27 protein-coding genes and 1 tRNA gene are annotated in these 24346 nt (G+C 63.6%); 14 read left to right on the top strand and 14 right to left on the bottom strand.

Translation table 11 applies throughout. From position 1 onward, the window contains the following. Positions 1-141: 141 nt before the first annotated feature. From ACR9YP_RS38785 to ACR9YP_RS38775, 3 genes are read right to left on the bottom strand one after another with little or no spacing between them, the layout of a single operon-like run. Positions 142-654 carry an SRPBCC family protein gene (locus ACR9YP_RS38785; RefSeq protein WP_438105040.1) on the bottom strand — a complete coding sequence of 171 codons (513 nt, stop codon included), beginning with the start codon at positions 652-654 and terminating at the stop codon, positions 142-144. Continuing rightward, a complete protein-coding gene (locus tag ACR9YP_RS38780; protein WP_438105038.1) occupies positions 654-1121 on the bottom strand; it encodes an SRPBCC family protein in 468 nt (155 codons plus the stop codon). Before ACR9YP_RS38780 ends, ACR9YP_RS38785 begins: the two co-directional genes overlap by 1 nt. Continuing rightward, the gene (locus tag ACR9YP_RS38775) at positions 1114-1428 is read right to left on the bottom strand and encodes an ArsR/SmtB family transcription factor (protein ID WP_091898771.1); all 315 of its coding nucleotides are present in this window, start codon (positions 1426-1428) and stop codon (positions 1114-1116) included. Before ACR9YP_RS38775 ends, ACR9YP_RS38780 begins: the two co-directional genes overlap by 8 nt. Positions 1429-1556: 128 nt before the next feature. On the opposite strand from ACR9YP_RS38775, the gene ACR9YP_RS38770 reads away from it, so the two are divergent. The 3 genes from ACR9YP_RS38770 (at position 1557) to ACR9YP_RS38760 (ending at position 4375) form a co-directional block, all read left to right on the top strand. Next, positions 1557-3005 (top strand): LVIVD repeat-containing protein, encoded by a 1449-nt coding sequence (locus ACR9YP_RS38770; protein WP_474218545.1) that lies wholly within the window; start codon positions 1557-1559, stop codon positions 3003-3005. A gap of 2 nt (positions 3006-3007) precedes the next feature. Continuing rightward, positions 3008-3550, top strand: a complete 543-nt coding sequence (locus ACR9YP_RS38765; RefSeq protein WP_438105032.1) for a hypothetical protein — start codon at positions 3008-3010, stop codon at positions 3548-3550. A 204-nt stretch (positions 3551-3754) separates the two neighbouring features. Next, positions 3755-4375 carry a LysE family translocator gene (locus ACR9YP_RS38760; RefSeq protein ID WP_176946147.1) on the top strand — a complete coding sequence of 207 codons (621 nt, stop codon included), beginning with the start codon at positions 3755-3757 and terminating at the stop codon, positions 4373-4375. Positions 4376-4378: 3 nt separating this feature from the next. Here ACR9YP_RS38760 and ACR9YP_RS38755 read toward each other — a convergent pair whose 3' ends face one another. Continuing rightward, the gene (locus ACR9YP_RS38755) at positions 4379-5182 is read right to left on the bottom strand and encodes an N-formylglutamate amidohydrolase (RefSeq protein ID WP_438105030.1); all 804 of its coding nucleotides are present in this window, start codon (positions 5180-5182) and stop codon (positions 4379-4381) included. A gap of 291 nt (positions 5183-5473) precedes the next feature. Here ACR9YP_RS38755 and ACR9YP_RS38750 point away from each other — a divergent pair, with 291 nt between their 5' ends. Continuing rightward, positions 5474-5872: a gamma-glutamylcyclotransferase family protein gene (locus ACR9YP_RS38750; RefSeq protein WP_474218544.1), complete on the top strand. Its 399-nt coding sequence runs from the start codon at positions 5474-5476 to the stop codon at positions 5870-5872. Here the strand turns inward: ACR9YP_RS38750 and ACR9YP_RS38745 are convergent. From ACR9YP_RS38745 to ACR9YP_RS38735, 3 genes are all read right to left on the bottom strand, one after another. Next, entirely contained in the window at positions 5869-6432 is a 564-nt protein-coding gene (locus ACR9YP_RS38745; protein WP_474218542.1) for a chlorite dismutase family protein, read from the bottom strand. The genes ACR9YP_RS38750 and ACR9YP_RS38745 overlap by 4 nt on opposite strands. 64 nt (positions 6433-6496) lie before the next feature. Continuing rightward, positions 6497-6811 carry a BrnA antitoxin family protein gene (locus tag ACR9YP_RS38740; protein ID WP_370986238.1) on the bottom strand — a complete coding sequence of 105 codons (315 nt, stop codon included), beginning with the start codon at positions 6809-6811 and terminating at the stop codon, positions 6497-6499. Beyond that, entirely contained in the window at positions 6759-7073 is a 315-nt protein-coding gene (locus ACR9YP_RS38735; RefSeq protein ID WP_438105026.1) for a BrnT family toxin, read from the bottom strand. The genes ACR9YP_RS38740 and ACR9YP_RS38735 overlap by 53 nt, the downstream gene beginning before the upstream one ends. A gap of 255 nt (positions 7074-7328) precedes the next feature. Here ACR9YP_RS38735 and dnaG point away from each other — a divergent pair, with 255 nt between their 5' ends. Both dnaG and rpoD read left to right on the top strand, forming a co-directional pair. After that, positions 7329-9338, top strand: coding sequence for a DNA primase (gene dnaG, locus ACR9YP_RS38730; protein WP_474218541.1), 2010 nt, complete (start codon positions 7329-7331; stop codon positions 9336-9338). Between the two features lie 375 nt (positions 9339-9713). Beyond that, positions 9714-11855 carry an RNA polymerase sigma factor RpoD gene (gene rpoD, locus ACR9YP_RS38725; RefSeq protein ID WP_370986235.1) on the top strand — a complete coding sequence of 714 codons (2142 nt, stop codon included), beginning with the start codon at positions 9714-9716 and terminating at the stop codon, positions 11853-11855. A gap of 154 nt (positions 11856-12009) precedes the next feature. On the opposite strand, the gene ACR9YP_RS38720 is transcribed toward rpoD, so the two are convergent. After that, on the bottom strand, positions 12010-12246 hold the full coding sequence (locus tag ACR9YP_RS38720; RefSeq protein WP_128931503.1) for a hypothetical protein: 237 nt from the start codon (positions 12244-12246) through the stop codon (positions 12010-12012). A gap of 458 nt (positions 12247-12704) precedes the next feature. On the opposite strand from ACR9YP_RS38720, the gene ACR9YP_RS38715 reads away from it, so the two are divergent. Next, positions 12705-12863, top strand: coding sequence for a hypothetical protein (locus tag ACR9YP_RS38715; RefSeq protein ID WP_438105021.1), 159 nt, complete (start codon positions 12705-12707; stop codon positions 12861-12863). A 39-nt stretch (positions 12864-12902) separates the two neighbouring features. Here the strand turns inward: ACR9YP_RS38715 and ACR9YP_RS38710 are convergent, their stop codons facing one another. Beyond that, positions 12903-13253 carry a hypothetical protein gene (locus ACR9YP_RS38710; protein ID WP_438105019.1) on the bottom strand — a complete coding sequence of 117 codons (351 nt, stop codon included), beginning with the start codon at positions 13251-13253 and terminating at the stop codon, positions 12903-12905. Between the two features lie 131 nt (positions 13254-13384). Continuing rightward, on the bottom strand, positions 13385-13912 hold the full coding sequence (locus tag ACR9YP_RS38705; RefSeq protein ID WP_438105018.1) for a hypothetical protein: 528 nt from the start codon (positions 13910-13912) through the stop codon (positions 13385-13387). 157 nt (positions 13913-14069) lie between these two features. On the opposite strand from ACR9YP_RS38705, the gene ACR9YP_RS38700 reads away from it, so the two are divergent. From ACR9YP_RS38700 to ACR9YP_RS38680, 5 genes are all read left to right on the top strand, one after another. Next, positions 14070-14873, top strand: a complete 804-nt coding sequence (locus ACR9YP_RS38700; protein WP_370986233.1) for a lytic murein transglycosylase — start codon at positions 14070-14072, stop codon at positions 14871-14873. 617 nt (positions 14874-15490) lie between these two features. Beyond that, a complete protein-coding gene (locus tag ACR9YP_RS38695) occupies positions 15491-15865 on the top strand; it encodes a response regulator (protein ID WP_438110543.1) in 375 nt (124 codons plus the stop codon). 51 nt (positions 15866-15916) lie between these two features. Next, positions 15917-16528, top strand: a complete 612-nt coding sequence (locus ACR9YP_RS38690) for a LysE family translocator (protein WP_474218539.1) — start codon at positions 15917-15919, stop codon at positions 16526-16528. 751 nt (positions 16529-17279) lie between these two features. Continuing rightward, complete coding sequence (locus ACR9YP_RS38685) at positions 17280-18488, top strand: GGDEF domain-containing protein (protein ID WP_438105015.1); 1209 nt, start codon at positions 17280-17282, stop codon at positions 18486-18488. A 34-nt stretch (positions 18489-18522) separates the two neighbouring features. Continuing rightward, positions 18523-19149 carry a peptidoglycan recognition protein family protein gene (locus ACR9YP_RS38680; RefSeq protein WP_370986509.1) on the top strand — a complete coding sequence of 209 codons (627 nt, stop codon included), beginning with the start codon at positions 18523-18525 and terminating at the stop codon, positions 19147-19149. Positions 19150-19270: 121 nt separating this feature from the next. On the opposite strand, the gene ACR9YP_RS38675 is transcribed toward ACR9YP_RS38680, so the two are convergent. The 3 genes from ACR9YP_RS38675 to ACR9YP_RS38665 form a co-directional block, all read right to left on the bottom strand. Next, positions 19271-19612: a hypothetical protein gene (locus tag ACR9YP_RS38675; RefSeq protein ID WP_474218537.1), complete on the bottom strand. Its 342-nt coding sequence runs from the start codon at positions 19610-19612 to the stop codon at positions 19271-19273. A gap of 389 nt (positions 19613-20001) precedes the next feature. Continuing rightward, positions 20002-20901: an RNA polymerase sigma factor RpoH gene (rpoH, locus tag ACR9YP_RS38670; RefSeq protein ID WP_091896948.1), complete on the bottom strand. Its 900-nt coding sequence runs from the start codon at positions 20899-20901 to the stop codon at positions 20002-20004. 218 nt (positions 20902-21119) lie between these two features. After that, positions 21120-22127: an RluA family pseudouridine synthase gene (locus tag ACR9YP_RS38665; RefSeq protein ID WP_438105013.1), complete on the bottom strand. Its 1008-nt coding sequence runs from the start codon at positions 22125-22127 to the stop codon at positions 21120-21122. Between ACR9YP_RS38665 and ACR9YP_RS38660 the strand changes: the two genes are divergently transcribed. Then, complete coding sequence (locus tag ACR9YP_RS38660) at positions 22126-22470, top strand: hypothetical protein (RefSeq protein WP_438110542.1); 345 nt, start codon at positions 22126-22128, stop codon at positions 22468-22470. The two genes, ACR9YP_RS38665 and ACR9YP_RS38660, sit on opposite strands and share 2 nt — an antisense overlap. A gap of 224 nt (positions 22471-22694) precedes the next feature. Further along, positions 22695-22769 (top strand) — tRNA-Glu (locus ACR9YP_RS38655). A gap of 344 nt (positions 22770-23113) precedes the next feature. On the opposite strand, the gene galE is transcribed toward ACR9YP_RS38655, so the two are convergent. Further along, positions 23114-24226, bottom strand: a complete 1113-nt coding sequence (gene galE / locus ACR9YP_RS38650; RefSeq protein ID WP_474218536.1) for a UDP-glucose 4-epimerase GalE — start codon at positions 24224-24226, stop codon at positions 23114-23116. Positions 24227-24346 lie beyond the last annotated feature (120 nt).

Raw genomic sequence — 24346 nt, 5'->3', positions numbered from 1 at the left:
TAGGACCCATTACCCCAGGGAGCAGTTTGGCGCGAACTGGTCATGACCAGCCTTCGCCAAATCGGCTTTGGTGGCAATGGGTCCTGGATCTGCGCGCCGCTTCGCGGCACTTGTCCAGGACGACAGCGGAGATTGCCGCAACTACGGCGTCTTGATCCCCATCGCCTTCAGCGCATCGAGCATCCGTTGCGGCGGGCCCAGCTTGACGACCAGCGGTTTGCCGGTCTCGAGCAGGCTCTTGAGGCTGGACAGGATCGCTGGCCAGCCGGAGCGCCCGCCTGCAAGAATGTCATCGCTGAGCGGACGATCGTGGCCTTCGATCATGGTGAGCCGGACCGCATCTCCGACCTGTTCGATCTCGTAGGTGACGAGGGTCGGGCCAAGCTTCTCGATCAGATCGGGCCAGTTCACGTTGAACGTGACCGCGAGCTTTCGCGGCGGATCGTAGGCGAGAACCTCGCCGCTGATGTGCACGGCGCCATCGGGCGTGCGCACGATGAACGCACCGCCGAGCCTTGGTTCGACCTCGACGGCATTGCCGAAGAAATATTGCCGGCTGAACTCCGCCGAGGTCAGCGCCTCCCATACCTTCTCCGGCGTGGAGGCGATGTAGATGGTGTAGACGGTGAGCGGCGTGAATTGATCGAGGCTCATCACTCAAATCCTTCGATACCGAGCGCAGCGGGCGGAATCGTGGGCGCCCTGCCGGTCTCCAGCAGGCTCTTGAGCCCGGACAGGATCGCGGGCCAACCCTTGGAGATGCCGTCGAGCAGCTTGCTGCCGGCGGCGAAGCCTTCATGCGTCACCGTCAGCTTCACGAGATTGCCGTGAGGCACGATGGTGAAAACGACTTTCGTCGCCGCCTCGTTCCGCATCTCCTCCATCAGTTCGTGCTTGAACGTATAGGAGAGCCGCCGCGGACGGTCAGCCTCGAGGATCTCGCCGGTGTCCGTGACCTTGCCGCCCATCACGAGGGCAAGGGGCGAGCCGACCTTCCAATCGGACCTGACTTCGGTGTCGAACCAGTACTGCCGCGTGAACGCGCTGTTGGTCAGCGCCTCCCAGACCTTCTCCGGCGTGGTCTCGATATAGGTGACGTAGACGAACTCCGGCTTACTCATCGCGCTTCTCCAACTGACGTTTCAACTCGCTGAGCGCGGCGAGCTTGCCGCGCTCGAACTTCCTGATCCAGCGTTCGCCGATCTGATGGATCGGCACGGGGTTGAGATAGTGCAGCTTCTCGCGGCCATGCCTGATGGTGGTGACGAGGTTGGCCTCCTCCAGAATGGCAAGGTGCTTGGTCACGGCCTGACGCGTCATCGCAAGGCCCTCGCAGAGCTCGTTCAGCGTCTGGCCGTTCCGGGCGTGAAGCCTGTCCAAGAGCGAGCGTCGTGACGCATCGGCGAGCGCTTTGAAGACCTCATCCATGGTCAGATAATAGGCAACCAAATGGTTGCATGTCAAGCGCGGCTTGAGAAATCGTGTTTTGGTCGCGTGCAATCAGCCGTGCTAGCCTCACGCCTCAGCCAACGCAGATTGGTTCCGGGGAGGACTTCATGTTCCGTTGCGTCTTGACTGCTGCCTGCCTCGTCTTTCTTGCTGGCAGCACGGCCGTTCACGCCCAGAAGCAGCAAGTGATCGGCGCGCCGCCGGAATCTTCCAACATGAAGCTGGTCGGCACCAATGATCTCCAAGCGCGCAGCGCCTATCAACCGACCATCCATCATCAGGGCGATCGCTGGATCGCCTATATCGGCCATCACGGCGGCACCGACGACGTGCCCGCGTCCGTCAATCCGATGACGGGCAAGGCCGAACCGAACGGAACGTCCATTGTCGACGTCACCGATCCCGCACATCCAAAATACCTGCGGCATCTGCCGGGGCAGGAAGGCAAGTACGAATCCGGCGGTGCCCAGATGGTGCGGGTCTGCGACGGCAAGGCGTTGCCGAAGGGTGATCCCAACCCTGTCTACATGCTGCGCACCTTCGGCAGCGAGGCGCATGAGATCTGGAACGTCACGGATCCCGCCAGCCCCGTGCTCATTACCCGCATCGGCGGTTTGAAGGACACGCATAAGAGCTGGTGGGAGTGCGACACCGGCATTGCCTTCCTCGTTTCGGGCGCACCGGACTGGCGCACGCGGCGGATGACGCAGGTCTACGATCTCTCCGATCCCGCGCATCCGCAGAAGATCCGCGACTTCGGCCTGCCCGGGCAGGAGCCCGGCTCGACCGGCGCGGTGCCGACCGAATTGCACGGTCCGATCTCGACCGGGCCCGATGGCAATCGCGTCTATTTCGGCTATGGCACCAACAAGGGCGGCATCTTGCAGATCGTCGATCGCGAAAAGCTCTTGAACGGACCGAAGGAGCCGACGCCGGACAATCTGCGCTATCCGGAGATTTCGCGCATGCCGATGTCCGCCTTCAACGGCGCGCACACCACGTTCCCGATGCTCGATATGCCCATCGCCGAGTTCGCCGAGGACAAGGACGGCAAGACCCGCGACATCGTAATGATCGTGGACGAGGCCATCCTGAACGAATGCGGCGAGGCGCGGCAGATGGTCTGGTTCGCCGACGTCACCACCGAGGCGCGGCCGATGATGATCTCGAGCTACACTGTGCCGGAGGCGAGCGGGCAGTTCTGCCAGCGCGGCGGCCGCTTCGGCTCGCATTCCTCCAACGAGAGCATGGCGCCGGTCTACTACAAGAAGATGGCCTTCATCGCCTTCTTCAATGCCGGCGTGCGCGCGCTCGATATCCGCGATCCCTATCACCCCAAGGAAGTCGGCTATTTCATTCCGTCGATCACGGCTGCCACCGACAAGCGCTGCATCCCGGTCGAAGGCGGCGAGCGCTGCAAGGTCGCGATCCAGACCAACAATGTCGAAACCGACGACCGCGGCTACATCTACATCGTCGATCGCGCCAATACCGGCCTGCATATCCTCGAGCTGACAGGACCGGCGCGCACCGTCGCCGGCCTGCCGAAGAACTGACGATGCGGCGCGGCGTCGCGATAGCAGCAGCGCTGATCGCGTGTGGTGTGTCCGGTGTCGGGGCCTATCAGCTCGCGCCGCCGCCGGTGCACGACTTGGCGCATTGGCGCGAGATCGCCTGGCCGTTTCCGCGCGATGGCTGGCCGGTGGGCCGTGCATTCCGCTGCGATGGCGCCTGCGCGGGCACGGAGCTCTACGTGCGCGCCAAGCGCGGCTTCTGCAATTGCGACCGCGGTGTCGCCGACGATGATGAGGTGGATCGTGTTGCGGACGTCGATCTGATCAGCCCGCGGTTTGCGGCGGCCGCACCGGGTGAGGAGGTGGGGTTTGGCGAGATGCGCGGTCGCGCCAGGCGCTACGATGTCGACATGCCCGATGGCGTTCGTCGCGCCGCCGCCGGTCTCGCGCTGTCGCGCCGCTGCGATCTGCTCGTCGCGGTCGCGCAAGGCGCGGGCGATGCGAACGCCTTGCAGCGCGCGACGCTAGCGTTTCTAGAAACGGAGGAGATGAAGCAATGGATGGTCGCCGCGCTCGATGGAAGGTGATGTTGGTGCGCCCGCTTCCACATTCTCCGCTGTCATCCCCGCGAAGGCGGGGATCCAGTATTCCAGAGACGCTGGTGGGGATACCGAGAGGCCGCGGCTTACTGGATGCCCCGCCTCCGCGGGGCATGACGGCTGTGATTGAGGAGCCTTCCGTTCCCGCCTCCGCCATGCATTAATGCGTACAAACCGCAGCGAGTCCTCCTCATGATGTCCATGCAAGCCTATCTCGCCTTCGTCGCCGCCTGCATTGCGCTGGCGCTGCTGCCGGGGCCGATCGTCACCCTCGTCATCGCCAACGGCCTGCGCCACGGCACGCGTGCAGCACTGACCAATGTCGCCGGCGCGCAAGCTGGTCTCGCCATCGTGATCGGCGTCGTCGCGGTCGGCCTGACCTCGCTGATGGCGACCATGGGCTACTGGTTCGACTGGGTGCGCTTTGCCGGCGCCGCTTATCTGGTCTGGCTCGGCATCAGGCTGATCTGGGCGCCGGTCGAGGGCGTCGGCGTCGACGCGCCGCCTCCGCCGCCGCGCGGCGGCTTCTTCCTGCAAGGATTTCTGGTGCTGCTGTCGAACCCGAAAGTCCTGGTGTTCTTCGGCGCCTTTATCCCGCAGTTCATGGACATGAACCAGCCGCACGTTCCGCAAGTCGCACTGCTGGGCGCCACCTTCATGGTCACGGCGGTCATGACGGACGCGCTCTACGCCATCGCCGCCGGACGCGCCCGCAAATTCTTCTCGGCGCGCCGCACGCGCATGATGTCGCGCATCTCCGGCGGCTTCATGATTGGCGGCGGCATCTGGCTGGCGCTGACAAGGGCGAAGTGAGACCTACACCAACAGCTCCGCCTTCAGCTCGACCTCGATCTCGGCAAAGATCCGCGCCAGCCGCTCGGCCCATTGCTGCTGGCCGGACTGGTCGGCGATCAGATCCTGGCGGATCTCGATGCCGGTGTTGACGAGGCCGCGCGCCTCGCCGTGCACGGGGATGGTGTAGTCGGTGTGGTCGCTTACCGCATAGGGCTCGTTGTCGCCGACGACGAGGTCGCTTTCAGCGCGGAGATGTTTCAAGAGCAGCTGCGGCAGCACGGTGTCGCGGTTATACAGGGCGCCGATGTGCCAGGGCCGCGCGACGCCGGCATAGACCGGCGTAAAACTGTGCAGCGACACCAGCACCGTCGGTTGCTTGCCGTGCAGGCGGCGGGCAATCGCGGCATCAATGCGATGATGATAGGGCACAAAAATCTCGCGCCGCCGCGCCTCGCGCTCCCATTCCGAAATGCCCTCGTTGCGCGGGATCGCGGTGGCTTCGGAAATCACGGGAATCGAGCTCGCCACGGCGGGCGGGCGGTTGCAATCGATCACGAGCCGCGAGTAGCGCTGCGCGATCAGATGCGCGTCGAGCATTTTTGCGAGCCGCTCGGCGACGCCGGCGATGCCGATGTCCCAGGCAATGTGCCTGACAAGATCGCTTTCCGCGATGCCGAGATCGCCCAGCGCGCCCGGCAGCACCCGTCCGTAGTGATCCGCGGTGAGCAGGAAGGGCGATTGGCCTCCCGTATTCACCTCGTGCACCGGCGCAATGTCGCCCTCGCCGAGGAGCTGATCGGTCGCGTCGGCGGTGTCTAAAGCCATCCTGATTGCCTATGGAAAAAAGTCGCCCTGAAAGTCGATGGGAAATCGGTATAGATTGGTTCGCTTCAAATCACCATGCTTCACCGAGGATGCCGCTGAGAGCGTCATTGCCTACACATCGTCGTCCTGGCGAAGGCCAGGACCCATTACCCCGGCTGCCCGTGTGGCCCGAAACTGGGGCGATCAGATTGCCCATTGCTGCGTTCGGTGGCTATGGGTCCTGGCCTTCGCCAGGACGACAGCGAATATGTGGCGCTGTCGTTCCGCATCATTGCCAGTTATAGATTCCCCATGACCACCGATCGACTTTTCGTCTACGGCACCCTGATGCGCGGCTTTGATCATCCGATGGCGCGGCTGCTTGCGGCTCATGCGGATTTCCTGGGGGAAGCGACCTGCCGCGGCAGGCTCGTCCTAGTGAAGCATTATCCGGGGCTGCTGCTGTCGGACGCGCCGTCCGACATCGTTCATGGCGAGCTCTTTCACTTGCGGGCGGGCGACGAGCTCTTGCGCGAGCTCGATATGTATGAGGCCTGCGGCGAGGGCTTTCCGGAGCCGACCGAATATCTGCGCAGGCTGATCGACGTGACACTGCCGGACGGCACCACCGAGACGGCCTGGACCTACATCTACAATTGGCCCGTCACCGATCTGCCGCGCATAGAGTCCGGCCGCTTCCTCGACTACTAAGCCGACAGCACCTCCTTCACCATGCGCAGGTCGACTTCGCGCTCGACGTAACTCCACTCCTCGGTCCGTCGCAGCATCGCCACCAGCTCTTCGAACAACTCGGCATGAACCGGTGCGAACTCGAACCAGGTCAGGAAGTCGAAGGGCTCGCCGAGGTCGCGGCATTGATAGAGCTGCCGCGCGATCGCGGGCAGGTAGCGCAGGCTGCTCGCGATGTGGTGCGATCTGTCCTCGAAGATCTTGCGCCGCTCTTCTTGCGTCAGCTCCCACCAGGCCTGCGACTTGCGGATCGGGATCAGCGCTGCGCTGGTCGCCTCTAACCGGCCGAGGCCGGCCTGCACAGCTACGAGCTGCTCCTTCTCAGGCCGCTCGGTGTAACGCAAGCTGCTCGTGACGCCGACCAGCCGCCAGGCATTGCGCGAGGGCACCAGCGGCAACGAGACGGCTTCGCTGTCGGTGACCGACAGCGCCGGCACGAAGGGCAGGGGCTCGCCCGTCACAGGCGAAATCGAGGTCACACGCCAGCCCCCGCTCTGGCCGCCTCGAAAGGTCCTGAACATGGGGGGTATGGAAGCGTGGAACCGGGCGCGGTTCAAGGCCTCTTTTACCAGCTTTCGCTCCGGATCAGGCGCGCTTCTTCGGCTTGGACTTCTGCTGCATGTAGGAGCGCAGCACCGCATTCATGCGCCGCTGATAGCCCTCGCCCTCGCGCTTGAAGAAATCGAGGACGTCCTCGTCGACGCGGATGGAGATGGCCTTTTTCTTCGGAGGGATCACCAGCACGGCGTCCGACCAATCGATGTCGATGGGGGCAGCATCAGGATCCTCTGCGACCGCCTTGGCAATGTCTTCATCGGTCAGTGCATCGACGCGCGCCCAGTCAGTCTTACCCTTGCGGCGATCGCCCCATGCCCTTGTTACGATACGCTCTTTCTTCATTTTTCCGTGCGCGGCGTGCGGAGATTATTCGAAGGATGTTTGCGCGCCGCGTAAAGGCGACGGCAATCAGCCTCTCCTCCAAGATACCTATCGCGAGCCAGCGTTCCTCATTGTGGCGATCGGATCGACGAAGAAGAAGCGGTCTATCGAAAACCTCAATTGCATCTTCAAAGTCGATTCCATGCTTGACGAGGTTTGAATTCTTCTTGTCCTCGTCCCATTCGAGTCCATCGAACGATTCACGATCGAACCTGTCTGACATCCTTGGAATCCGTGTAGTAGTCGGTTTGCGTCCGCTACCCTCCGGCGTTCCACTCCATCGCATCTTTTTCGATAGTCGCTTGTATATACGATTGTATATCCGCAGTCAACGATTTTGTTTCGGCCGCTGCTGGGTGCTCGGCTGTGAACAGCGCGGATAACCCGGATAACCCGCTTAAACCTGACTTCTGGCCCAGCCGCACCTATATCCCTAACCTTTCGCCCGACTCACCCGGTTTCGCGCTACACACACGCCATGCGCTTCACGCCTCAATTCCTCGACGAGCTTCGTGCCCGGCTTTCGGTCTCCGAAGTCGTGGGCAAGCGCGTCAAGCTGAAGAAGGCGGGGCGGGAGTGGAAGGGGCTGTCGCCGTTCCAGCAGGAGAAGACGCCGTCCTTCTACGTCAACGACCAGAAGGGATTTTACCACGACTTCTCCTCCGGCAAGCACGGCGACATCATCACCTTCGTGATGGAGACCGACGGCGTGCCGTTCGCGGAGGCCGTCGAGCGGCTCGCGGGCATGGCGGGCCTGCCGCTGCCGGCGGTGACGCCCGATGCGGCCCGGTATGAGCAGCGGCGCAAATCGCTGCATGACGTCATGGATCTTGCGGCAAAATTCTTTGCGGAGACGCTGGCCTCGCGCGTGGGGGCGAAAGCGCGCGGCTATCTCGCCGACCGCGCCATCTCACCCGCAACGCAATTGCAGTTCCGCCTCGGCTATGCTTCGCCCGACCGCTTCGCGCTGAAGGAGCATCTCGGCAAGCTCGGCGTCTCCGTCGACGACATGGTCGAGACAGGCCTCTTGATTGGCGGCGACGACATTCCCGTGCCGTACGACCGCTTCCGCGACCGCGTGATGTTTCCGATCACGGACTTGCGCGGCCGCGTCATCGCCTTCGGCGGGCGCGCGCTGGAGAAGGATGTTCCGGCCAAATATCTGAACTCGCCGGAGACGCCGCTCTTCCACAAGGGCGACAATCTCTACAACCATCAGACCGCGCGCGCCGCATCCCACAACGGCGCGCCGCTGATCGTGGTCGAAGGCTATGTCGACGTCATCGCCATGGTCACCGCGGGCTTCGCAGGCGCCGTCGCGCCGCTCGGCACCGCGCTCACCGAAAGCCAGCTCGCGCTGCTCTGGAAGATGGCGGACGAGCCGATCCTCTGCTTCGACGGCGACCGCGCCGGACAAAAGGCGGCGTATCGCGCCGCCGACCTCGCGCTGCCCTTCCTCGCACCCGGCAAGAGCTTGCGCTTTGCGCTGCTGCCGGAAGGGCAGGACCCCGACGATCTCGTGCGCTCGGGCGGGCGCGGCGCGATCGAGGAGGTGATCGCGGCGGCGCGTCCGCTCGCCGACATGATCTGGTCGCGCGAGCTCGAAGGCGGCAATTTCGCCACGCCGGAGCGCCGCGCCGCGCTGGAGGCGCGCATCAAGGAGCTGTCCAACGGCATCCGCGACGAGGTGGTGCGGCGCTATTACCGCGACGACTTCGCCGACCGGCTGCAGCGCGCCTTCGCGCCCGAGGGCGGGCGCGGCGGCTTTGGTGGCCGGGGCAATTTCCGCGGCAATTCCGGCCGGTCCTTCCAGCCGAGGAGTGGGGGAGGTGCGAATCGATTCGGTGGCCAGGGATTTGGTGGAGGCCGCCGCGGCCCGCCCGGTCCCGTGCCGCTGCCCTCGGGTCCCTACCAGGCGGCGAGCCCGCAGCTGGCGGCAAGCCCGATCATGCGCGGCCAGCGGAGCGCCATCTCCCGCCGGGAAGCCCTCATCCTGCAATGCCTGATCAACCACCCCTGGCTGCTGCATGAGCACCTCGAGGAGGTCGCCGCCCTGGAGCTGGCCCATCCCGAAGCCCATAAGCTCCGGGCCGGCATCATCGCCGCCTTTGCCAACGACCATCACCACTCAGCGGACCCCGGCGAGCAGGCCGAGAAGATGCGCGGCGACCTCGAAAAGGGCGGATTTTCTCAAACTCTTCAAAGGGTTGAGAACGGTATCACGACCGCGGCGGTGTGGGGCGCCCGCGAGGGCGCCGCGCGAGACGACGTTCTTGCCACCTGGCATCAGCTGGTTGCCTTGCATCGGCAATGGCATTCACTACTTAGAGAGCTGAAAGACGCCGAGCTGGCCTTGGGGGAGGACCCCAGCGAGGCCAATTTGGCATGGCTGCGTGACGTCAAGGCTCGGATAGGCGAAGTCGACGGTACCGAGGCCCTGATCGAGGGTTTTGGTGAGCTGTCGGGCCGGCTCCAGAAGAGCATGTGATGAAGAATCATGCGGACGGCCGCGGCCGAAACCGCTAAAAGACTCGCCAAATCCTGGGTTTGGCGGCAAAAACAGGGTTAATCGAGGCTTAACGGTCTTGTAGCACTTTGGCCCAGAGGCGGCCGCAGGCAGAACAGACGCGTCAGGAATGAATCCGCGCGAACACTGTTGGCACTACACCTGCATCCGCTGCGGCAAAGAGGCTCACGAAGCGTTAGGCAAATCCGGCGAGAGAAAGTTGGGGGTGGCGAGAGACATGTGCGCCGCCCTTTCCGTGTCGAGAGCTGCCGAAGCGAGAGCGTCGAGCAACAGGTTCATGTGAATTCAGGCAGGCGGGGCGCGCCGTCTGCATTGAAGCGCGTTTAGGAGCAATGGATGGCCACCAAGGCAAAGACGCTGCAGGCGAAGGACAAGGAAAAAGACGACAAGGCAGCGGATGCGCCGGAGAAGGACTCCCAGGACGCGCCCTCGCCCTTGCTCGACCTGTCCGACGCCGCCGTGAAGAAGATGATCAAGCAGGCCAAGAAGCGCGGCTTCGTGACCTTCGATCAGCTCAACGAAGTCTTGCCGTCCGACCAGACCTCGCCCGAACAGATCGAGGACATCATGTCGATGCTCTCGGACATGGGCATCAACGTCACCGAAGCCGACGACACCGAAGGCGAGGACGAGAAGGACGAGGCCGACGACGAGACCGATAACGAGCTCGTCGAGGTCACCCAGAAGGCCGTCACCGAGGTCAAGAAGAGCGAGCCGGGCGAGCGCACCGACGATCCCGTGCGCATGTATCTGCGCGAGATGGGCACGGTCGAGCTGCTGTCCCGCGAAGGCGAAATCGCCATTGCCAAGCGCATCGAGGCCGGCCGTGAGGCGATGATCGCAGGGCTCTGCGAAAGCCCACTGACCTTCCAGGCCATCATCATCTGGCGCGACGAGCTCAACGAAGGCAAGATCTTCCTCCGCGACATCATCGATCTCGAAGCGACTTATGCCGGCCCCGACGCCAAGGGCGGCATGAACACCGCGATGATTGCCGGCCCCAACGGCGAGGGCGGCGAAGCGTCGACTGAGGGTAGCGACGCCACCGCGTCCACAGCTGCCCCCGCGCATGTCGCCCCGCCCGCTGCGCCCCCGTCGCCGACCCCGTTCCGCGCCGCACCGGCCGCCGCTGGCACTGAGGCCGGCGAGGAGAAGGATCCGGGCGAGGCCGCCGCCGAAGCCGACATGGACGACGACGAGTTCGAGAACCAGATGTCGCTCGCGGCGATCGAGGCCGAGCTCAAGCCGAAGGTGGTCGAGATCTTCGACAAGATCGCCGACAGCTACAAGAAGCTGCGCAAGCTTCAGGAGCAGGACATCCAGAACCAGCTCCAGAACGAGTCGCTCTCACCGCACCAGGAGCGCAAGTACAAGAAGCTGAAGGACGAGATCATCGTCGAAGTGAAGTCGCTGCGCCTGAACCAGGCCCGCATCGACTCGCTCGTCGAGCAGCTCTACGACATCAACAAGCGCCTCGTCTCGCACGAGGGCCGCCTGATGCGCCTTGCCGACAGCCACGGCGTCGCGCGCGAAGACTTTTTGCGCAACTACACCGGTTCTGAATTGGACCCGCGCTGGCTCAATCGTGTCTCAAAACTGTCGGCCAAGGGCTGGAAGAATTTTGTTCACCACGAGAAGGACCGCATCAAGGACCTCCGTCACGAGGTGCATCAGCTCGCCGCGCTGACCGGCCTCGAGATCGTCGAGTTCCGCAAGATCGTGCACTCCGTGCAGAAGGGCGAGCGCGAAGCACGTCAGGCCAAGAAGGAGATGGTGGAAGCCAACCTCCGTCTCGTGATCTCGATCGCGAAGAAATACACCAACCGCGGCCTGCAGTTCCTCGACCTGATCCAGGAAGGCAACATCGGCCTGATGAAGGCGGTCGACAAGTTCGAGTATCGCCGCGGCTACAAGTTCTCGACCTACGCCACGTGGTGGATCCGGCAGGCGATCACGCGCTCGATCGCCGACCAGGCGCGCACCATCCGTATCCCAGTGCACATGATCGAGACGATCAACAAGATCGTGCGCACGTCCCGCCAGATGCTCAACGAGATCGGCCGCGAGCCGACCCCGGAAGAGCTGGCCGAGAAGCTTGGCATGCCCCTGGAGAAGGTCCGCAAGGTCCTCAAGATCGCCAAGGAGCCGCTGTCGTTGGAGACGCCGGTCGGTGACGAAGAGGATTCACACCTCGGCGATTTCATCGAGGACAAGAACGCGATCCTCCCGATCGACGCCGCGATCCAGTCCAACCTGCGCGAGACCACCACGCGCGTGCTGGCCTCGCTCACCCCGCGCGAAGAGCGCGTCCTGCGCATGCGCTTCGGCATCGGCATGAACACCGACCACACGCTGGAAGAAGTCGGCCAGCAGTTCTCGGTGACGCGCGAACGCATCCGCCAGATCGAAGCGAAGGCGCTGCGCAAGCTGAAGCATCCGTCGCGGTCGCGGAAGCTGCGGAGCTTCTTGGATAATTGATCGTAGGCAGCGATCCAAAGCAAAACGGCGGGCGTTGGCCCGCCGTTTTTGTTTTGTCGTCATTGCGAGCGCAGCGAAGCAATCCAGAGTCTTTCCGCAGAGGCATTTCTGGATTGCTTCGCTGCGCTCGCAATGACGTGGAGAAGCTGAAGGCCTACTTCTTCTTCGCCCCCACCCGCTCGATCCGCTTGATCTCGAGCGCGGGACGACCGGACTTTTCCGCGATCTCGCGGTCCTGCTCCATGATGAAGCCGCGCGCAGGCTCGTCGCCGTCGAGGCCGCCGAGCAACTCAGCGGGCACGCGGCGATTGGAGCGTTGTGAGCCGTCTTCATAGACGACGTTGAAAAAGGCGAACTCGCCTTTGGGATTGGTTCCGGGTTTTTTTGCCATGGCGGCTTGTCGTCGATCAGGGGGCCGCAGTCAAATGACTTCGGCGGCTGTCGACAGATGCGATCCCGAGTGAAGGCTTCTGGTCTCGCGGAATGCCGTGGCTCCTCACCCGGATTGCTCAGGCGCTCAATTGCGCGCCATGGCAAATCCGACCTCTCCCCGTCGGGGAGAGGTGAATCACGGACAGTCGAGCAAACCATCACGTTCTGGACTGGTCAGAAGCGGGCTTGGCTTGACCGCGATTGCATATCGACGAGCAGCGCCAGGCGCCTGCTGCGGTGGCTTCGAGGAAACCCTCAGCCTCAATAAACGGCGGGCCGAAAAGCCCGCCGTTCATTTGGTCTTCAGTGTCGCCCGGGGCTGGCGGGGCGACAACCTAAAATAGAATTCTATAGAACGCGCCACGCGATGGCAAGGCAAATCATTGCGGCGTTGATGTCGCAGCGGGCGGATCAGATATGCGCTGGTCGTGGCATGCGGTTTTGATGCGCGTCGCAACAATTGCTTGGATCATCACTTTTGTTCATCTTGCCTGCCATCGCAAGGCAGCGCGGCTGGCACGCTTTGTAGCAAAGCGCGCCGGCCTGCACGCCTTCCCACGTGTGCAGGTGGTGTGATCCGATGTGCAAAAGCGAGTTCCATCACCTGCGCATATCTCAAGGTGTGCGCCTGCGCGGCACAAGTTCCTGCGCGGCGAGCCGCGATCCGTGTCCGCGGTCATGCCCGCTGCGCTCTTCCTTGCGACCCTGCGCCATGATCGCGCTGCCCATCGCGGCGGAGCCGAAGGTGATGAGGAAGCACGCGAGCAGCAGCGCAAGCGCGATGCCGGGCGAACGGTCGGCGAAGATCAGCTCGCGCAGATGTCCGGGATTGAGCCAGAGCAGTCCGCCGACGAGCAGCGCCGCAGCGCAGGCGCCGATCGCGAGGTTGATGGCGAGCAGGCGGAAGAGGGGGATGCGGAGGAGGGCGCGGCGAGCTGGACGAGGAGGCCGCTGGCGGTGGGACATGGGTGATTGCCTCACGGGCACTTGACGCAGAAGCCGAACGCGCCGTCCGACCATGGGCATCATAGCGGCTAGTTTCTCGTTCGTCCTTGCGACGCGCCCCGAAATGACCGGGGTGTGCGCCGCCCTTTATCTCACGCCGCCGGCGCAACCCGGCTGTCGGCCTCGCGCTCCTGCGCCGCCTGCTGGCGCTCCATCATGGTCTGCCACAGCGTTGCGATGCTCACTTGCGTCTGCGGTGCGATCAGGCAGTGGCCCTCATTGTCGAAATCGCAAAACCGCACCGACGGATCCTTCTTCACCTCGGTCAGCGCCTGGTTGATCATCTCCAGGCAGGTTATGACCTGGCCAACGTCCTGAAGTCGCGTGTGGTGCAGGATGTCCATCAGGCGGACCATGATCACCGCGGGCTGGCCGAAGCTGATGCCGGGACGGCCGAGCTCGAACAGCACGTTCACCGCGGGAAATACGCCGCGGATGTGCTCGAGCACGCTGGCCATGTCCTCCACGCTACAGGCGACGAGATGGGCGGCCTGCGGCGGGGCGGCGGCCGGCGTCCGCGGCGCGAGGCCGAGCGCGGCGATTACCTCCTGCTCGATCCATTGCTGCACTGGTGCGGGGGCATTGCGGATCTGCTCGGCGGTCAAGGTAATTCCGGTCATTGGCTGGTCTCCTGGGCGGCTCTCCTGTTCGCTGCAATCTAGAAAGCAGGGCGCGAGATACGTTGATGCGGATCAAGCGCGCCGCTTTGACGGTTCCCGCTTTCCCGGGCATGATCCGCGCCGCTTCACGCCAGGATTTTGGGGGGGATTGCTCCACATGCCGAGACTGCTTCTCGCCGCCGCGTTCGTCGTTTGTCTGGCCGGGTCGGCGCAGGCCGCGCGCTGCGGCGGCGACTTCAACAGCTTTGTCGCAACCATGGCGTCAGAAGCGCAAGGAGCCGGCGTCTCGGCAAGCGTGACCAATGCGGCGCTCAGCGGTGTGACCCCCGATGGCGCCGTGCTCGCCTTCGACCGCCGCCAGCGTCACACCTTCAATAAGAGTTTTGAGCAGTATGTCTCGACCCGCGTCGGCCCTGGCCGCATCAACGGCGGGCGGGCGCTGCTCCAGCGTCATGCCGCGCTGCTGTCGCGCATCGAGCAGCAGTTCGGCGTGCCGCGCTATATCCTGGTCGCAATCTGGGGACTGGAGAGCGATTTCGGCAAGGGCGACACCGGCAAGCTGCCGGTGATCAAGACGCTGGCGACGCTCGCGCATGACTGCCGCCGCACCGATCTGTTCCAGGGCGAGCTGCTCGCCGCGCTCAAAATCGTGCAGCGCGGCGACCTGCCGCTGCGCGACCTCATCGGCGCCTATGCCGGCGAGATCGGCCAGACCCAGTTCCTGCCGTCGTCCTACATCAAATACGGCGTCGATTTCGACGGCGACGGCCATGTCGACCTCCGCCACAGCGTCGCCGACGTGCTCGCCTCGACCGCGAACCTGCTCCACACCAGCGGCTTCAAGATGGGCCAGCCCTATGGCGAAGGCACCGCCAATTTCGAAGCGATGCGCGAGTGGAACAGGGCGGTGGTCTATAGGAAGACCATCGGGTATTTCGCGGATCGTTTGATGGGGCAGTGAGGGGCGACAGCCGCGGTCGTCATTGCGAGCGAAGCGACTTGTCCGCCGAAGCCTTTGGTGAAGGCGGAAGCAATCCAGAATCTCGCCGCGGAGACAGCCTGGATTGCTTCGTCGCAAGAGCTCCTCGCAATGACGGTTGAGAGTCGCGCGCGATCTCTCCCCCATCGTCGTCCTGGCGAAGGCCAGGACCCATTACCCCAGGGAGGAGTTTGGCGACGACTGGCATTCACTTGCATTGGCTGAGTAACTGCCAGCCTTCGTCAAATAGGATTCGGTGGCTATGGGTCCTGGCTCCCGTGCGCAATTGCGCACTAGGCCAGGACGACGGCGGAGGATGTCGTGCCGCTGTCGTACCAAGCGACTACTTGCCTTTCGCCATCTTCTCCAGCCTCCGCTGCAACGGAGGTCACAGCCGCGCTGCGCAAGCTCAATGGCTAACCGTACGGCCGATGCCGCTTGCCGCTCTCATGATGGCCGGCCTGCGAATCCCAGTCATGAGGTTCCCAGTCACGCACTGAGGGCGGGAACCATGATTTACATTTTTTCAGAATGGAACTGAACAATGGCCGAGTTGGACCTTTAACATGTGTTACGTGAGCAAATATTGGGAGCCGCTGATGGGACAGGCGCAACCATTTCGTGCAACAGCGCTGATCGTTGAAGACGACGTCATGCAGCGGGAGATGCTGAGTCTTCTTCTCGAAGAGAGCGGCTACCAGGTCATCCAGTGCGAGAGCGCCGAGGACGCCGAACGCGTCCTCGACCAGAACGCCGGCGCGCTTTGCCTGATGCTGACCGACGTCCAGCTCGCCGGAAGCATGAACGGGGTCGAGCTCGCGCATGTCGCCAAGGAGCGCAATCCCAAGCTCGACGTCGTCGTCACCTCCGGCCGTCCCTTGAAGCAGCCCTTGCCTGCCGGCGCAAAATTCTGGGCAAAACCCTGGGCACCGCTCGACGTGCTGCGCGAGGCCGAGATCGCGCAGCTGTCCTGACGGCTATTCCGCAGGCTCGCTTTCTCGTCGCGAGCTGATAAGGTCGGCCCAATGACCTGGTCCTTCCTGCTCACCTCGCTCATCGTCGTCGCTTCGCCCGGCACCGGTGTGCTCTACACGCTCGCCGCGGCGCTCACCCGCGGCTCGCGCGCCAGCGTCGCCGCGGCCTTCGGCTGCACGCTGGGCATCGTGCCACACATGATGGCGGCGATGCTCGGCCTTGCCGCGGTGCTTCACACCAGCGCGCTCGCCTTCGCCGCGCTGAAATGGTGCGGCGTCGCCTATCTGCTCTACATGTCCTGGCAGGCGCTGCGCGAGCGAGGCGAGCTCGCGGTCGAGGGCAAGATCGCGGAGCGGTCGATCGGCCGCGTCATCGTCACCGGCTTCCTGATCAACATCCTCAATCCCAAACTGTCGATCTTCTTCCTCGCCTTCCTGCCGCAGTTCATCGCGCTGGATGAGGCCCATGTGCTGGCGCGGATGCTGGAATTGAGCGGCGCCTTCATGGCGATGACCTTTGCGGTGTTCGTCGTCTATGGCCTCTGCGCCGCCTCGGTGCGCGAGCGCGTCATCTCCCGGCCCCGCGTCATGGCCTGGCTGCGCCGCAGCTTTGCCGCCGGCTTTGCCGCGCTCGGCGCCAAGCTCGCGTTTGCGGAGAGGTAGACTTCCCTTCACCTCTCCCCGCTTGCGGGGAGAGGTCGCATCCCATCGTAGATGGGATGCGGGTGAGGGGGTACAGGTCTCACGGATATCTCATGCGCGGAGAGGCCCCTCACCCCACCCTCTCCCCGTAAGAACGGGGAGAGGGAGTGAAAGAGCGGAGCCCGGCAACGCGCAAATAAAAAAGCGGGCCTTGCGCCCGCCACCTTCACTTCGTCTCGACCCTTCCCGACGCCCGGGCGGAGCGAGGCTCCACCCGGGCAAAGAAAAAGAAGCCGCGTTACTTCTTCTTCGCCTTCTTGGCCTTCTTCGCCTTCTTCTTCGCCGCCTTCTTCGCTTTCTTAGCCATAGTATCCTCTTAGGGGTTAATGGTGGAACGCGACACGAGGGATGCTCGGCGGAGGGCCAGCCTCGCAACATCCTCGGCGATAAGCTCAGCAGATTCGCAGGTCTCTGCCCCGCGCCGTCACATCCGTGTCATCCTGTTATCCACAGCTCAGATGCATTTTCAGGTGATTTTGGTGCGCGAATCCGCATCGCCGCGCCAGCGCGGCATCGCCGGCGACAGGCTTAACGATCCGACAACAGCCGCGCGCCGTTCATGAATCCAAAACCAAAGGCGCGTTTTCGGGGATCGCAGTGAGACTCCGTTAAGCGCAACCGCCGCATTGTTCCCCGCAAGAAAACGGGGATGGGTGATGGACGGACGGCTGCCGGGGACGGGGGGCGCGACGCTGCGTGTGCCGCACGCGCCATGCTGAACGTACCGACATTGTGGATGGTCTTCGTCGTCAACTTCCTGGCGCTCGGCGTGATCTGGGCCTACGTGACGCGCTCCTATCCGAAATTCGCAGCAGCGCGGTTCTGGATGGCTTCGTCCTTCGTCGGCGCGGCTGGGGCGATGACGGCCCTGATCCGTCTGTTCGTCGCCTCTCCCCTGCCGCTTCTGCTCGGCGCTGGCGGCGTCATTGCCGCGAGCTGCCTTGCCGCCATGGGCATTCAGCGCTTCTATGATCGGCCGGTCTCCTGGCGCCTCATGACCGCAACGGGAGGCTTGAGCCTCGGCGGCGTCGTGGTCTTCATGGTCGGCTTCGAGCACATGCAACTGCGCATGCTCAGCTACACGCTCGGCCAGGCCCTGCCGCTGGTGCTGGCGCTGCGTCTGTTGCTGTCGCCGGAGGGGCGCGTCAGCCCGGGCGCGCGGCTATCCGGCATCGTCATCCTCACCATCATCGCGATCCTGCTCGTGCGCACGGTGGGCAATCTGCTCGGCCATGATCTGTCGGCGCGCGCCGGTGGTCAGGCCCATGCCGTGATCGTGCTGGGGCTGCTGTTCCTGTCGATGACGCTGAATTTCGGTTTCCTGCTGATGGCGATGGACAGCTTGCGCAACGAGGTTGCCGACCTCGCGCTGCTCGACGATCTTACCGGCGTCGCCAACCGGCGGCATCTGCTGCAGCGCCTGACCGAGGAATGCGCCCGCTCGGAGCGCGGCGGCGCGCCGTTCTCGCTGCTGGTGATCGATCTCGACGGCTTCAAGACCATCAACGACACCCATGGCCATGCCGCCGGCGACGCCTGCCTGCGGCACTTCACCTTGATGGCGCAGACGCGGTTGCGGCCCGGCGACATGCTCGCCCGCACCGGCGGCGACGAGTTCTGCATCGTGCTGCCGTCGTCGTCGCTGCGCGAGGCCGCCGCGATCGCCCGCCGCGTGCTCGAGGTCTGCCGTCAGGACGCCGCGACCTGCACCGGCGGCGACATCCCGATCGCGATCTCGATCGGAGTCGCGCAGTGGGACCGCGGCATCGGCCAATTCCCGGACCGCCTGATCGCGCATGCCGACCACGCCCTCTACGCCGCCAAGAAAAACGGCAAGAACGATTTTGCCGTCTACGATCCGGCGCCGCCGCTCTCGCCCGAGCCGGTCGGTCCCGGCGAGCCCGTGCGCAACTTCGCGTAGAGGCGTGCTACATCACGGTCCGCATTGGATCCGCATCATGATGTCTCGCCTGTTCGCGGCCGTTCTCGCCGCTCTGTTTCTGACAGCCCCCGCCACCGCTGAGGACGCCGAACTGGAAAAATTCGCGCGCGCCTCCGGTACGCCCGACATTCCCGGCCTGAAGATCGTGTGGCTGGCGCCATGGGGCGACGTCGGCAGCGCAAACCCCTGGCGCAACATCATCGTGCACCAGACCGAAGGACCGGCGGGATCGGCGCGCGGCGGCGCGCTGGCGCAGGCGAAGAACCCAACCCGTCGCGGCGTCACGGTGTGGGTCGAGACCGACGGCACGGTCTATTGGGCGGTGGCGGAGAATTTGGTGCCGTCCCATGGCGACGGCGCCAACCGCAACGACAACAAATACATCGACAACAGGCCGACCTATCGCCAGGTCGTGCGCGACAATTCGATCGGCGTCGAGTTCGCCGGCAATTATCCCGACGTCGCGGCCGGCCCGACCGAGGCGCAGGTCGCGGCCTGGAAGATCCTCGTCAAGGTGCTGCGCGCGCGCTACGGCATCACGCTCGACCACGTCTATGCGCACAACTGGATCGACTACAAGGATGCCCGCTATTGCGAAGGCTGCTGGCTCGCCACGCTGGCGCGGGTTTGGGGGGAGTAGGGTTGCCTGTCATTCCGGGGCGCGCGCAGCGCGAGCCCGGAATCCATTCATCCACCAACTCTGCGGCCTGATGGATTCCGGGCTCGCGCCAAGAGGCGCGCCCCGGAATGACGGGAGCCAGCTAAACCGCCTGCGACATCCAGCCGAAAAACCGCCGGATCAAACTAGGCCGCCGCGGCAGCTCCGGCGGATCATCGACGGCCAGCACGCGTTTGAAGAAGTAATCCAGAAACACCATGTCGTTCGGCTCGGTGACGGTGAATTGCTCCTCGCCGAAGAACACGCTGTAACTATAGAAGAACGGGCCCATGAGCGGGATCGTCGCTGTGCCCGCATAATCCTTCGAGATCACGAACTCCGACGGCTCGAGCCCGTGCTCGCGCATCGCCCGCTCGACCAGCGGCAGCTTGCGCATGAACTGGGCTTCGAAGCCGCCGACGGTGGATTGCAGGATGATCGACACGGTGTCCGTCCAATCGATGCTGTCGGTCCGACAGTTTTGGGTCGGCTGACCGGCAACGCGGGTTCAAGGCAGGCATGGTTCTACGTCGGGCTTAGGGAGAGGGAAATGTGATGGCCATCTCACTCGCCGCTGTCATCGCCCGGTTCAACCGGGCGATCCAGTATTCCAGAGGCGTGCGTTCAAGATCTCGCTCTTGCTATTGGCGCTGCGGCGTACTGGATGCCCCGGTCAAGCCGGGGCATGACACCGAGTGTGGGGCTGTGCTTCGCATCATTTCGGCGACGTTTGCGCATCGCTCAAACGATGCATCGATCCAACAAAAAAGCCGGCGTTGCCGCCGGCTTTTGTCTCACTTCGATCCGCCAATCTCTCTGGCGCCGTAATGCCGCTCAGTGCGCGGCTTCCAGCGCGGCTTGTTCCTGTCTTGCGATCGTGCCCTTGACCGCGGACTGCACCTTCTCGAAGGCGCGGACCTCGATCTGGCGGACGCGCTCGCGCGACACGCCGAACTCGGCGGCAAGGTCTTCCAGCGTCATCGGCTCATCGGCGAGGCGGCGGGCCTCGAAGATGCGGCGTTCGCGCGGGTTGAGCACGCCCATGGCGCCGTTCAGCGCGTCACGGCGGTGATCATACTCCTCGTGCTCCGCCATCAGGGCTTCCTGGTTCGGCGTATTGTCGACCAGCCAGTCCTGCCATTCGCCGGCTTCGCCGTCGTCGCGGATCGGCGCGTTGAGCGAGGCGTCGCCGCCGAGGCGGCGGTTCATGTCGATCACGTCCTGGTCGGTCACGCCCAGCCGCTTGGCAATGGTCGCGACCTGGTCGGGGCGGAGATCGCCTTCGTCCAGCGCGTTGATTTTGCTCTTCGCCTTGCGCAGGTTGAAGAACAGCTTCTTCTGGTTCGCGGTGGTGCCCATCTTCACGAGCGACCAGGAACGCAGAATGTACTCTTGAATCGACGCCTTGATCCACCACATCGCATAGGTGGCGAGACGGAACCCCTTCTCGGGTTCGAATCGCTTCACCGCCTGCATCAGGCCGACATTGCCTTCCGAGACGACCTCGGAGATCGGCAGGCCGTAGCCGCGATAGCCCATGGCAATCTTGGCCACGAGGCGGAGATGGCTGGTGACGAGTTGGTGCGCCGCGTCGCGATCATCATGCTCGCGCCAACGCTTGGCGAGCATGTATTCCTGCTGGGGTTCCAGCATCGGAAACTTGCGAATCTCGGCGAGGTAACGGGAAAGGCCGGATTCTCCATTGAGGACCGGCAACGTAGCGGTACGGGCCATAGTGCGCCCTCCAAAAGGTTCAGGCCCCCGATAGCGGCGGGCCAGGCAGACGACCGCTGTGTCAAAGCCGGCCGGGCTGCGATGTTCCGCGTTGGTCATTTCCAACACAGGCGCAATATACCCCATCGGGGGTCAAAAAGGGAAGGATTGCTGACGTCACGTCCCCGTGTGGCAGCTATAACTTTTTGTAATGTAACGCTTTTCTTAAAATGGCTGCGTCATAGCGCCGCTTTCAGGCAGCTTTCGAGGAGAAGCAAATCCTCCGGCAGGGGCGCCTCCCAGTGCAGAAGTTCTCCCGTCCTTGGGTGCTGCAATACCAGCAGGTATGCATGTAAGGCCTGCCGCCCCAACGCCGCCAAAGCGGCCTGCGACTGAGGCCCGAGCTGGTTCGCCTTGGTCTTGAAATGCGGGCCATAGACGGCGTCCCCGAGCAGGGGATGGCCGATATGGGCGAGGTGGACGCGGATCTGGTGGGTGCGCCCGGTCTCGAGTTCGCAGGCGAGCAGGGCGGCGACGCCCTTGCCGTCGCGCCCATCAAAACTCTCCAGGATTTCCCAATGCGTCACCGCCTCGCGGCCGCCCTGGCGTACCGCCATCTTCTCGCGGGCATGCGGATGGCGGTCGATCGGCGCATCCACCGTGCCGCGATGCCGGTTCGGAACGCCCCAGGCAAAGGCCATATAGCCACGCCGCATCTCGCCGGTGCGGCCGTGGTCGGCGAATTGCTCTGACAGCGAGGCATGGGCGAGGTCGTTCTTGGCCACCACCATCAGCCCCGTGGTGTCCTTGTCGAGCCGGTGCACGATGCCGGGCCGGCGCACCCCGCCGATGCCCGAGAGCGAAGCGCCGCAATGGGCGATCAACGCGTTCACCAGCGTGCCGCTCTCGTGGCCGGCCGCGGGGTGCACGACCAGGCCCTTGGGCTTGTTGATGACGATGATGTCGTCGTCCTCGAACACGATGTCGAGGGCGATATCCTCACCCTTCGGTTCCGCCGGCGCCGCCTCGGGCACGTCGATTGTGATCGTATCGCCGGATGCGACGTGATAAGCGGGGTCGCGGACCGCGGAAGCCTTCAAACTCACTGCGCCCGCCAAAATCAGGGCTTTCAGCCTCGATCGCGACAGGTCGGTGAGGTGCGCCGCCAGCACGCGGTCGAGCCGGGCCGAGCCCTCGTCGCCGGCGACCACGACCTCCAACCTTTGCGCAGAGCCAAAATTGTCCATGACGACGTCTGATACCGCTATTCCCGAACCGACCCCCGAGCAGGCCGCGCTGTTCGCGCGGGTGCGGCGGATGATGTTGATCGCGGGGTTGACCACGGCGCTGGCGATCTGCGCCGTCCTGATCGCGGTGGGCTACCGCCTTTTCAAGTCCGAGGGAAGGGCGGTCGAGGTGGTCAGCGACGTCACCGCCACCCTGCCGAAGGGCGCCAAGATCGTCGCAACTGGCGTGGCCGGCGACCGCGTCGTGGTCACGCTGGACGTGGGCGGCGTGATCGAGATCCGCACCTTCGATGCCCACACATTGAAGCCGGCCGGAAAGCTGAAATTTGCCAATGAGCCGTGAGGCGGCCCGGATGCCAGCCTCCATCGTCGTCCCGGCGAAAGCCAGGACCCATAGCCACCGAATCCAGTTGCGTGAATGAGATCGTGGCCGCGATTTCATTCAAACACGACCATTTGGGGTAATGGGTCCTGGCTTTCGCCAGGACGACGGCCGAGAGAGGACCTTTGAAACCCCCAATCTCACCTTGCCGCCGGCAAAATTCGCGGCTATGTCGTACCCCTCACGCTCCCTTCGTCTAGCGGTTAGGACGCGGCCCTCTCAAGGCTGAAACAGGGGTTCGATTCCCCTAGGGAGCGCCATTCTGCGATTTTCCGCGATGTTCTACGACATTCTACGATGCCGCCCCCCCGTGAGGCGGCGCTAGTATTCGCACTCGCCAGCTGACCCTCACAGCCGACTGCATCAGCGAAGTTTTGTGACTTGGCGGCTCAATTCGCATAATAAGCGGCTACAGAATGTGCGCTCGTAGGGAAGGCGGAGTCCGGCTTGTAGCGGCCGGCAAAGGGGCTCTGAATCACGGCTGCTGCCGACCAGACGACCCCTGTGCGCGCGACTCGCGCTTGTGCCGAATCTCGTCGCTAGTCCCCCACCCCCGGCTGACGGAAAACGAGCGCAGCGATGGCACTGGTTGCCATCACCAGGCTCATCGCCGGCGCCTCCTCTGTTCTTGGACGAGCGTTGAACTTCCGCGCGGCAGACGCTTGCCCCGTCTAACCTTGCTGACAATGGGACGGAGCGGGACCAGCTGAGACACTCCGGAGGGAAGACTGGCGTTACCTTGTGCCAATAGTTTGCGTTCCCAAGCGAGCGCATGGCGGACGATCAGGGAAAGATCATCCCATTGGGGTCGCCAGCCTAAAAGGTTGCGCATCCGTTCCGCCGACGCCACGATCTCCGCCGGATCGCCAGGCCGGCGGGCGGCAAGTTCGACGGGAAAGTCGTATCCAGATTCGCGCCGCATGGCGTCGATCACCTGCATGACCGAAAAGCCGCAGCCGTAGCCGCAATTTAGCGTCAGGGACTCTCCACCACCGCGCAGGTATGAAAGCGCGTGACAATGAGCGTTTACGAGGTCGCTCACGTGGATATAGTCGCGAATGCAGGTCCCGTCAGGCGTGGGATAATCGGTGCCGAAAACCTGCATCCTCTCTCGCAGACCCACGGCAGTCTCCGCTGCAACCTTGATAAGATGCGTTGCCCCTCGGGTTGCCTGTCCAGTGCGCAGAGCAGGATCGGCGCCTGCTACGTTGAAATACCTCAAGATGACGTAGCGCAGGCCATGAGCGCGTGCAGCATCACGCAGCATTGTTTCGGCCATGAATTTGGATGCGCCGTAAGGTGATACAGGCGCAACGGGGGTCTCTTCCGTGACAGGATTTGCCGGCGGATTCCCGTACACCGCAGCCGTCGACGAGAGGATGAAACGCCGCACTCCACTTCTGATTGCGATCTCGAACAGACTTCGGGAATTTGCGGTGTTGTTGCGGTAATATCGAAGCGGGTCGGCAACCGACTCCGAAACAACGACCGAACCCGCAAAATGAATAATCTCGGAAATCCCATACTTCGCGATCAGCGGCGCAACTCGCCGCTGATCCCCGATGTCCTCAACGAAAACCGGAACTCCGGATGGTATTGCCCATTCGAAGCCCGATGAAAAATCATCGATCACGATGGGCTGTTCGCCACGATCAGCAAGTTCGTACACCATGTGGCTCCCAATGTATCCGGCACCTCCGGTGATAAGGATCGCCATTGCTAACCCGCCTTGGGAGACCTGATTTGAAGCTTCGGGAACAAAGTTCCCTTCAGACGCGTTATCGAAACCCAGCGCAGGACAACACTCGAGGTGTGCTGGGGTTCGTTCGCGATTGCG

The organism is Bradyrhizobium sp. BR14999 (assembly GCF_056106085.1).
The sequence above is the reverse complement of the archived record's forward strand: the minus strand, read 5'-3'. Positions and strand labels throughout refer to the sequence as shown.

What these genes read in the sequence shown, in the direction of transcription:
- ACR9YP_RS38785 (WP_438105040.1), bottom strand. Translation starts at nt 654, where the DNA reads ATGAGCCTCGATCAATTCACGCCGCTCACCGTCTACACCATCTACATC.
- ACR9YP_RS38780 (WP_438105038.1), bottom strand. Translation starts at nt 1,121, where the DNA reads ATGAGTAAGCCGGAGTTCGTCTACGTCACCTATATCGAGACCACGCCG.
- ACR9YP_RS38775 (WP_091898771.1), bottom strand. Translation starts at nt 1,428, where the DNA reads ATGGATGAGGTCTTCAAAGCGCTCGCCGATGCGTCACGACGCTCGCTC.
- ACR9YP_RS38770 (WP_474218545.1), top strand. Translation starts at nt 1,557, where the DNA reads ATGTTCCGTTGCGTCTTGACTGCTGCCTGCCTCGTCTTTCTTGCTGGC.
- ACR9YP_RS38765 (WP_438105032.1), top strand. Translation starts at nt 3,008, where the DNA reads ATGCGGCGCGGCGTCGCGATAGCAGCAGCGCTGATCGCGTGTGGTGTG.
- ACR9YP_RS38760 (WP_176946147.1), top strand. Translation starts at nt 3,755, where the DNA reads ATGATGTCCATGCAAGCCTATCTCGCCTTCGTCGCCGCCTGCATTGCG.
- ACR9YP_RS38755 (WP_438105030.1), bottom strand. Translation starts at nt 5,182, where the DNA reads ATGGCTTTAGACACCGCCGACGCGACCGATCAGCTCCTCGGCGAGGGC.
- ACR9YP_RS38750 (WP_474218544.1), top strand. Translation starts at nt 5,474, where the DNA reads ATGACCACCGATCGACTTTTCGTCTACGGCACCCTGATGCGCGGCTTT.
- ACR9YP_RS38745 (WP_474218542.1), bottom strand. Translation starts at nt 6,432, where the DNA reads ATGTTCAGGACCTTTCGAGGCGGCCAGAGCGGGGGCTGGCGTGTGACC.
- ACR9YP_RS38740 (WP_370986238.1), bottom strand. Translation starts at nt 6,811, where the DNA reads ATGAAGAAAGAGCGTATCGTAACAAGGGCATGGGGCGATCGCCGCAAG.
- ACR9YP_RS38735 (WP_438105026.1), bottom strand. Translation starts at nt 7,073, where the DNA reads ATGTCAGACAGGTTCGATCGTGAATCGTTCGATGGACTCGAATGGGAC.
- dnaG (WP_474218541.1), top strand. Translation starts at nt 7,329, where the DNA reads ATGCGCTTCACGCCTCAATTCCTCGACGAGCTTCGTGCCCGGCTTTCG.
- rpoD (WP_370986235.1), top strand. Translation starts at nt 9,714, where the DNA reads ATGGCCACCAAGGCAAAGACGCTGCAGGCGAAGGACAAGGAAAAAGAC.
- ACR9YP_RS38720 (WP_128931503.1), bottom strand. Translation starts at nt 12,246, where the DNA reads ATGGCAAAAAAACCCGGAACCAATCCCAAAGGCGAGTTCGCCTTTTTC.
- ACR9YP_RS38715 (WP_438105021.1), top strand. Translation starts at nt 12,705, where the DNA reads ATGCGCTGGTCGTGGCATGCGGTTTTGATGCGCGTCGCAACAATTGCT.
- ACR9YP_RS38710 (WP_438105019.1), bottom strand. Translation starts at nt 13,253, where the DNA reads ATGTCCCACCGCCAGCGGCCTCCTCGTCCAGCTCGCCGCGCCCTCCTC.
- ACR9YP_RS38705 (WP_438105018.1), bottom strand. Translation starts at nt 13,912, where the DNA reads ATGACCGGAATTACCTTGACCGCCGAGCAGATCCGCAATGCCCCCGCA.
- ACR9YP_RS38700 (WP_370986233.1), top strand. Translation starts at nt 14,070, where the DNA reads ATGCCGAGACTGCTTCTCGCCGCCGCGTTCGTCGTTTGTCTGGCCGGG.
- ACR9YP_RS38695 (WP_438110543.1), top strand. Translation starts at nt 15,491, where the DNA reads ATGGGACAGGCGCAACCATTTCGTGCAACAGCGCTGATCGTTGAAGAC.
- ACR9YP_RS38690 (WP_474218539.1), top strand. Translation starts at nt 15,917, where the DNA reads ATGACCTGGTCCTTCCTGCTCACCTCGCTCATCGTCGTCGCTTCGCCC.
- ACR9YP_RS38685 (WP_438105015.1), top strand. Translation starts at nt 17,280, where the DNA reads ATGCTGAACGTACCGACATTGTGGATGGTCTTCGTCGTCAACTTCCTG.
- rpoH (WP_091896948.1), bottom strand. Translation starts at nt 20,901, where the DNA reads ATGGCCCGTACCGCTACGTTGCCGGTCCTCAATGGAGAATCCGGCCTT.
- ACR9YP_RS38660 (WP_438110542.1), top strand. Translation starts at nt 22,126, where the DNA reads ATGACGACGTCTGATACCGCTATTCCCGAACCGACCCCCGAGCAGGCC.
- ACR9YP_RS38665 (WP_438105013.1), bottom strand. Translation starts at nt 22,127, where the DNA reads ATGGACAATTTTGGCTCTGCGCAAAGGTTGGAGGTCGTGGTCGCCGGC.
- galE (WP_474218536.1), bottom strand. Translation starts at nt 24,226, where the DNA reads ATGGCGATCCTTATCACCGGAGGTGCCGGATACATTGGGAGCCACATG.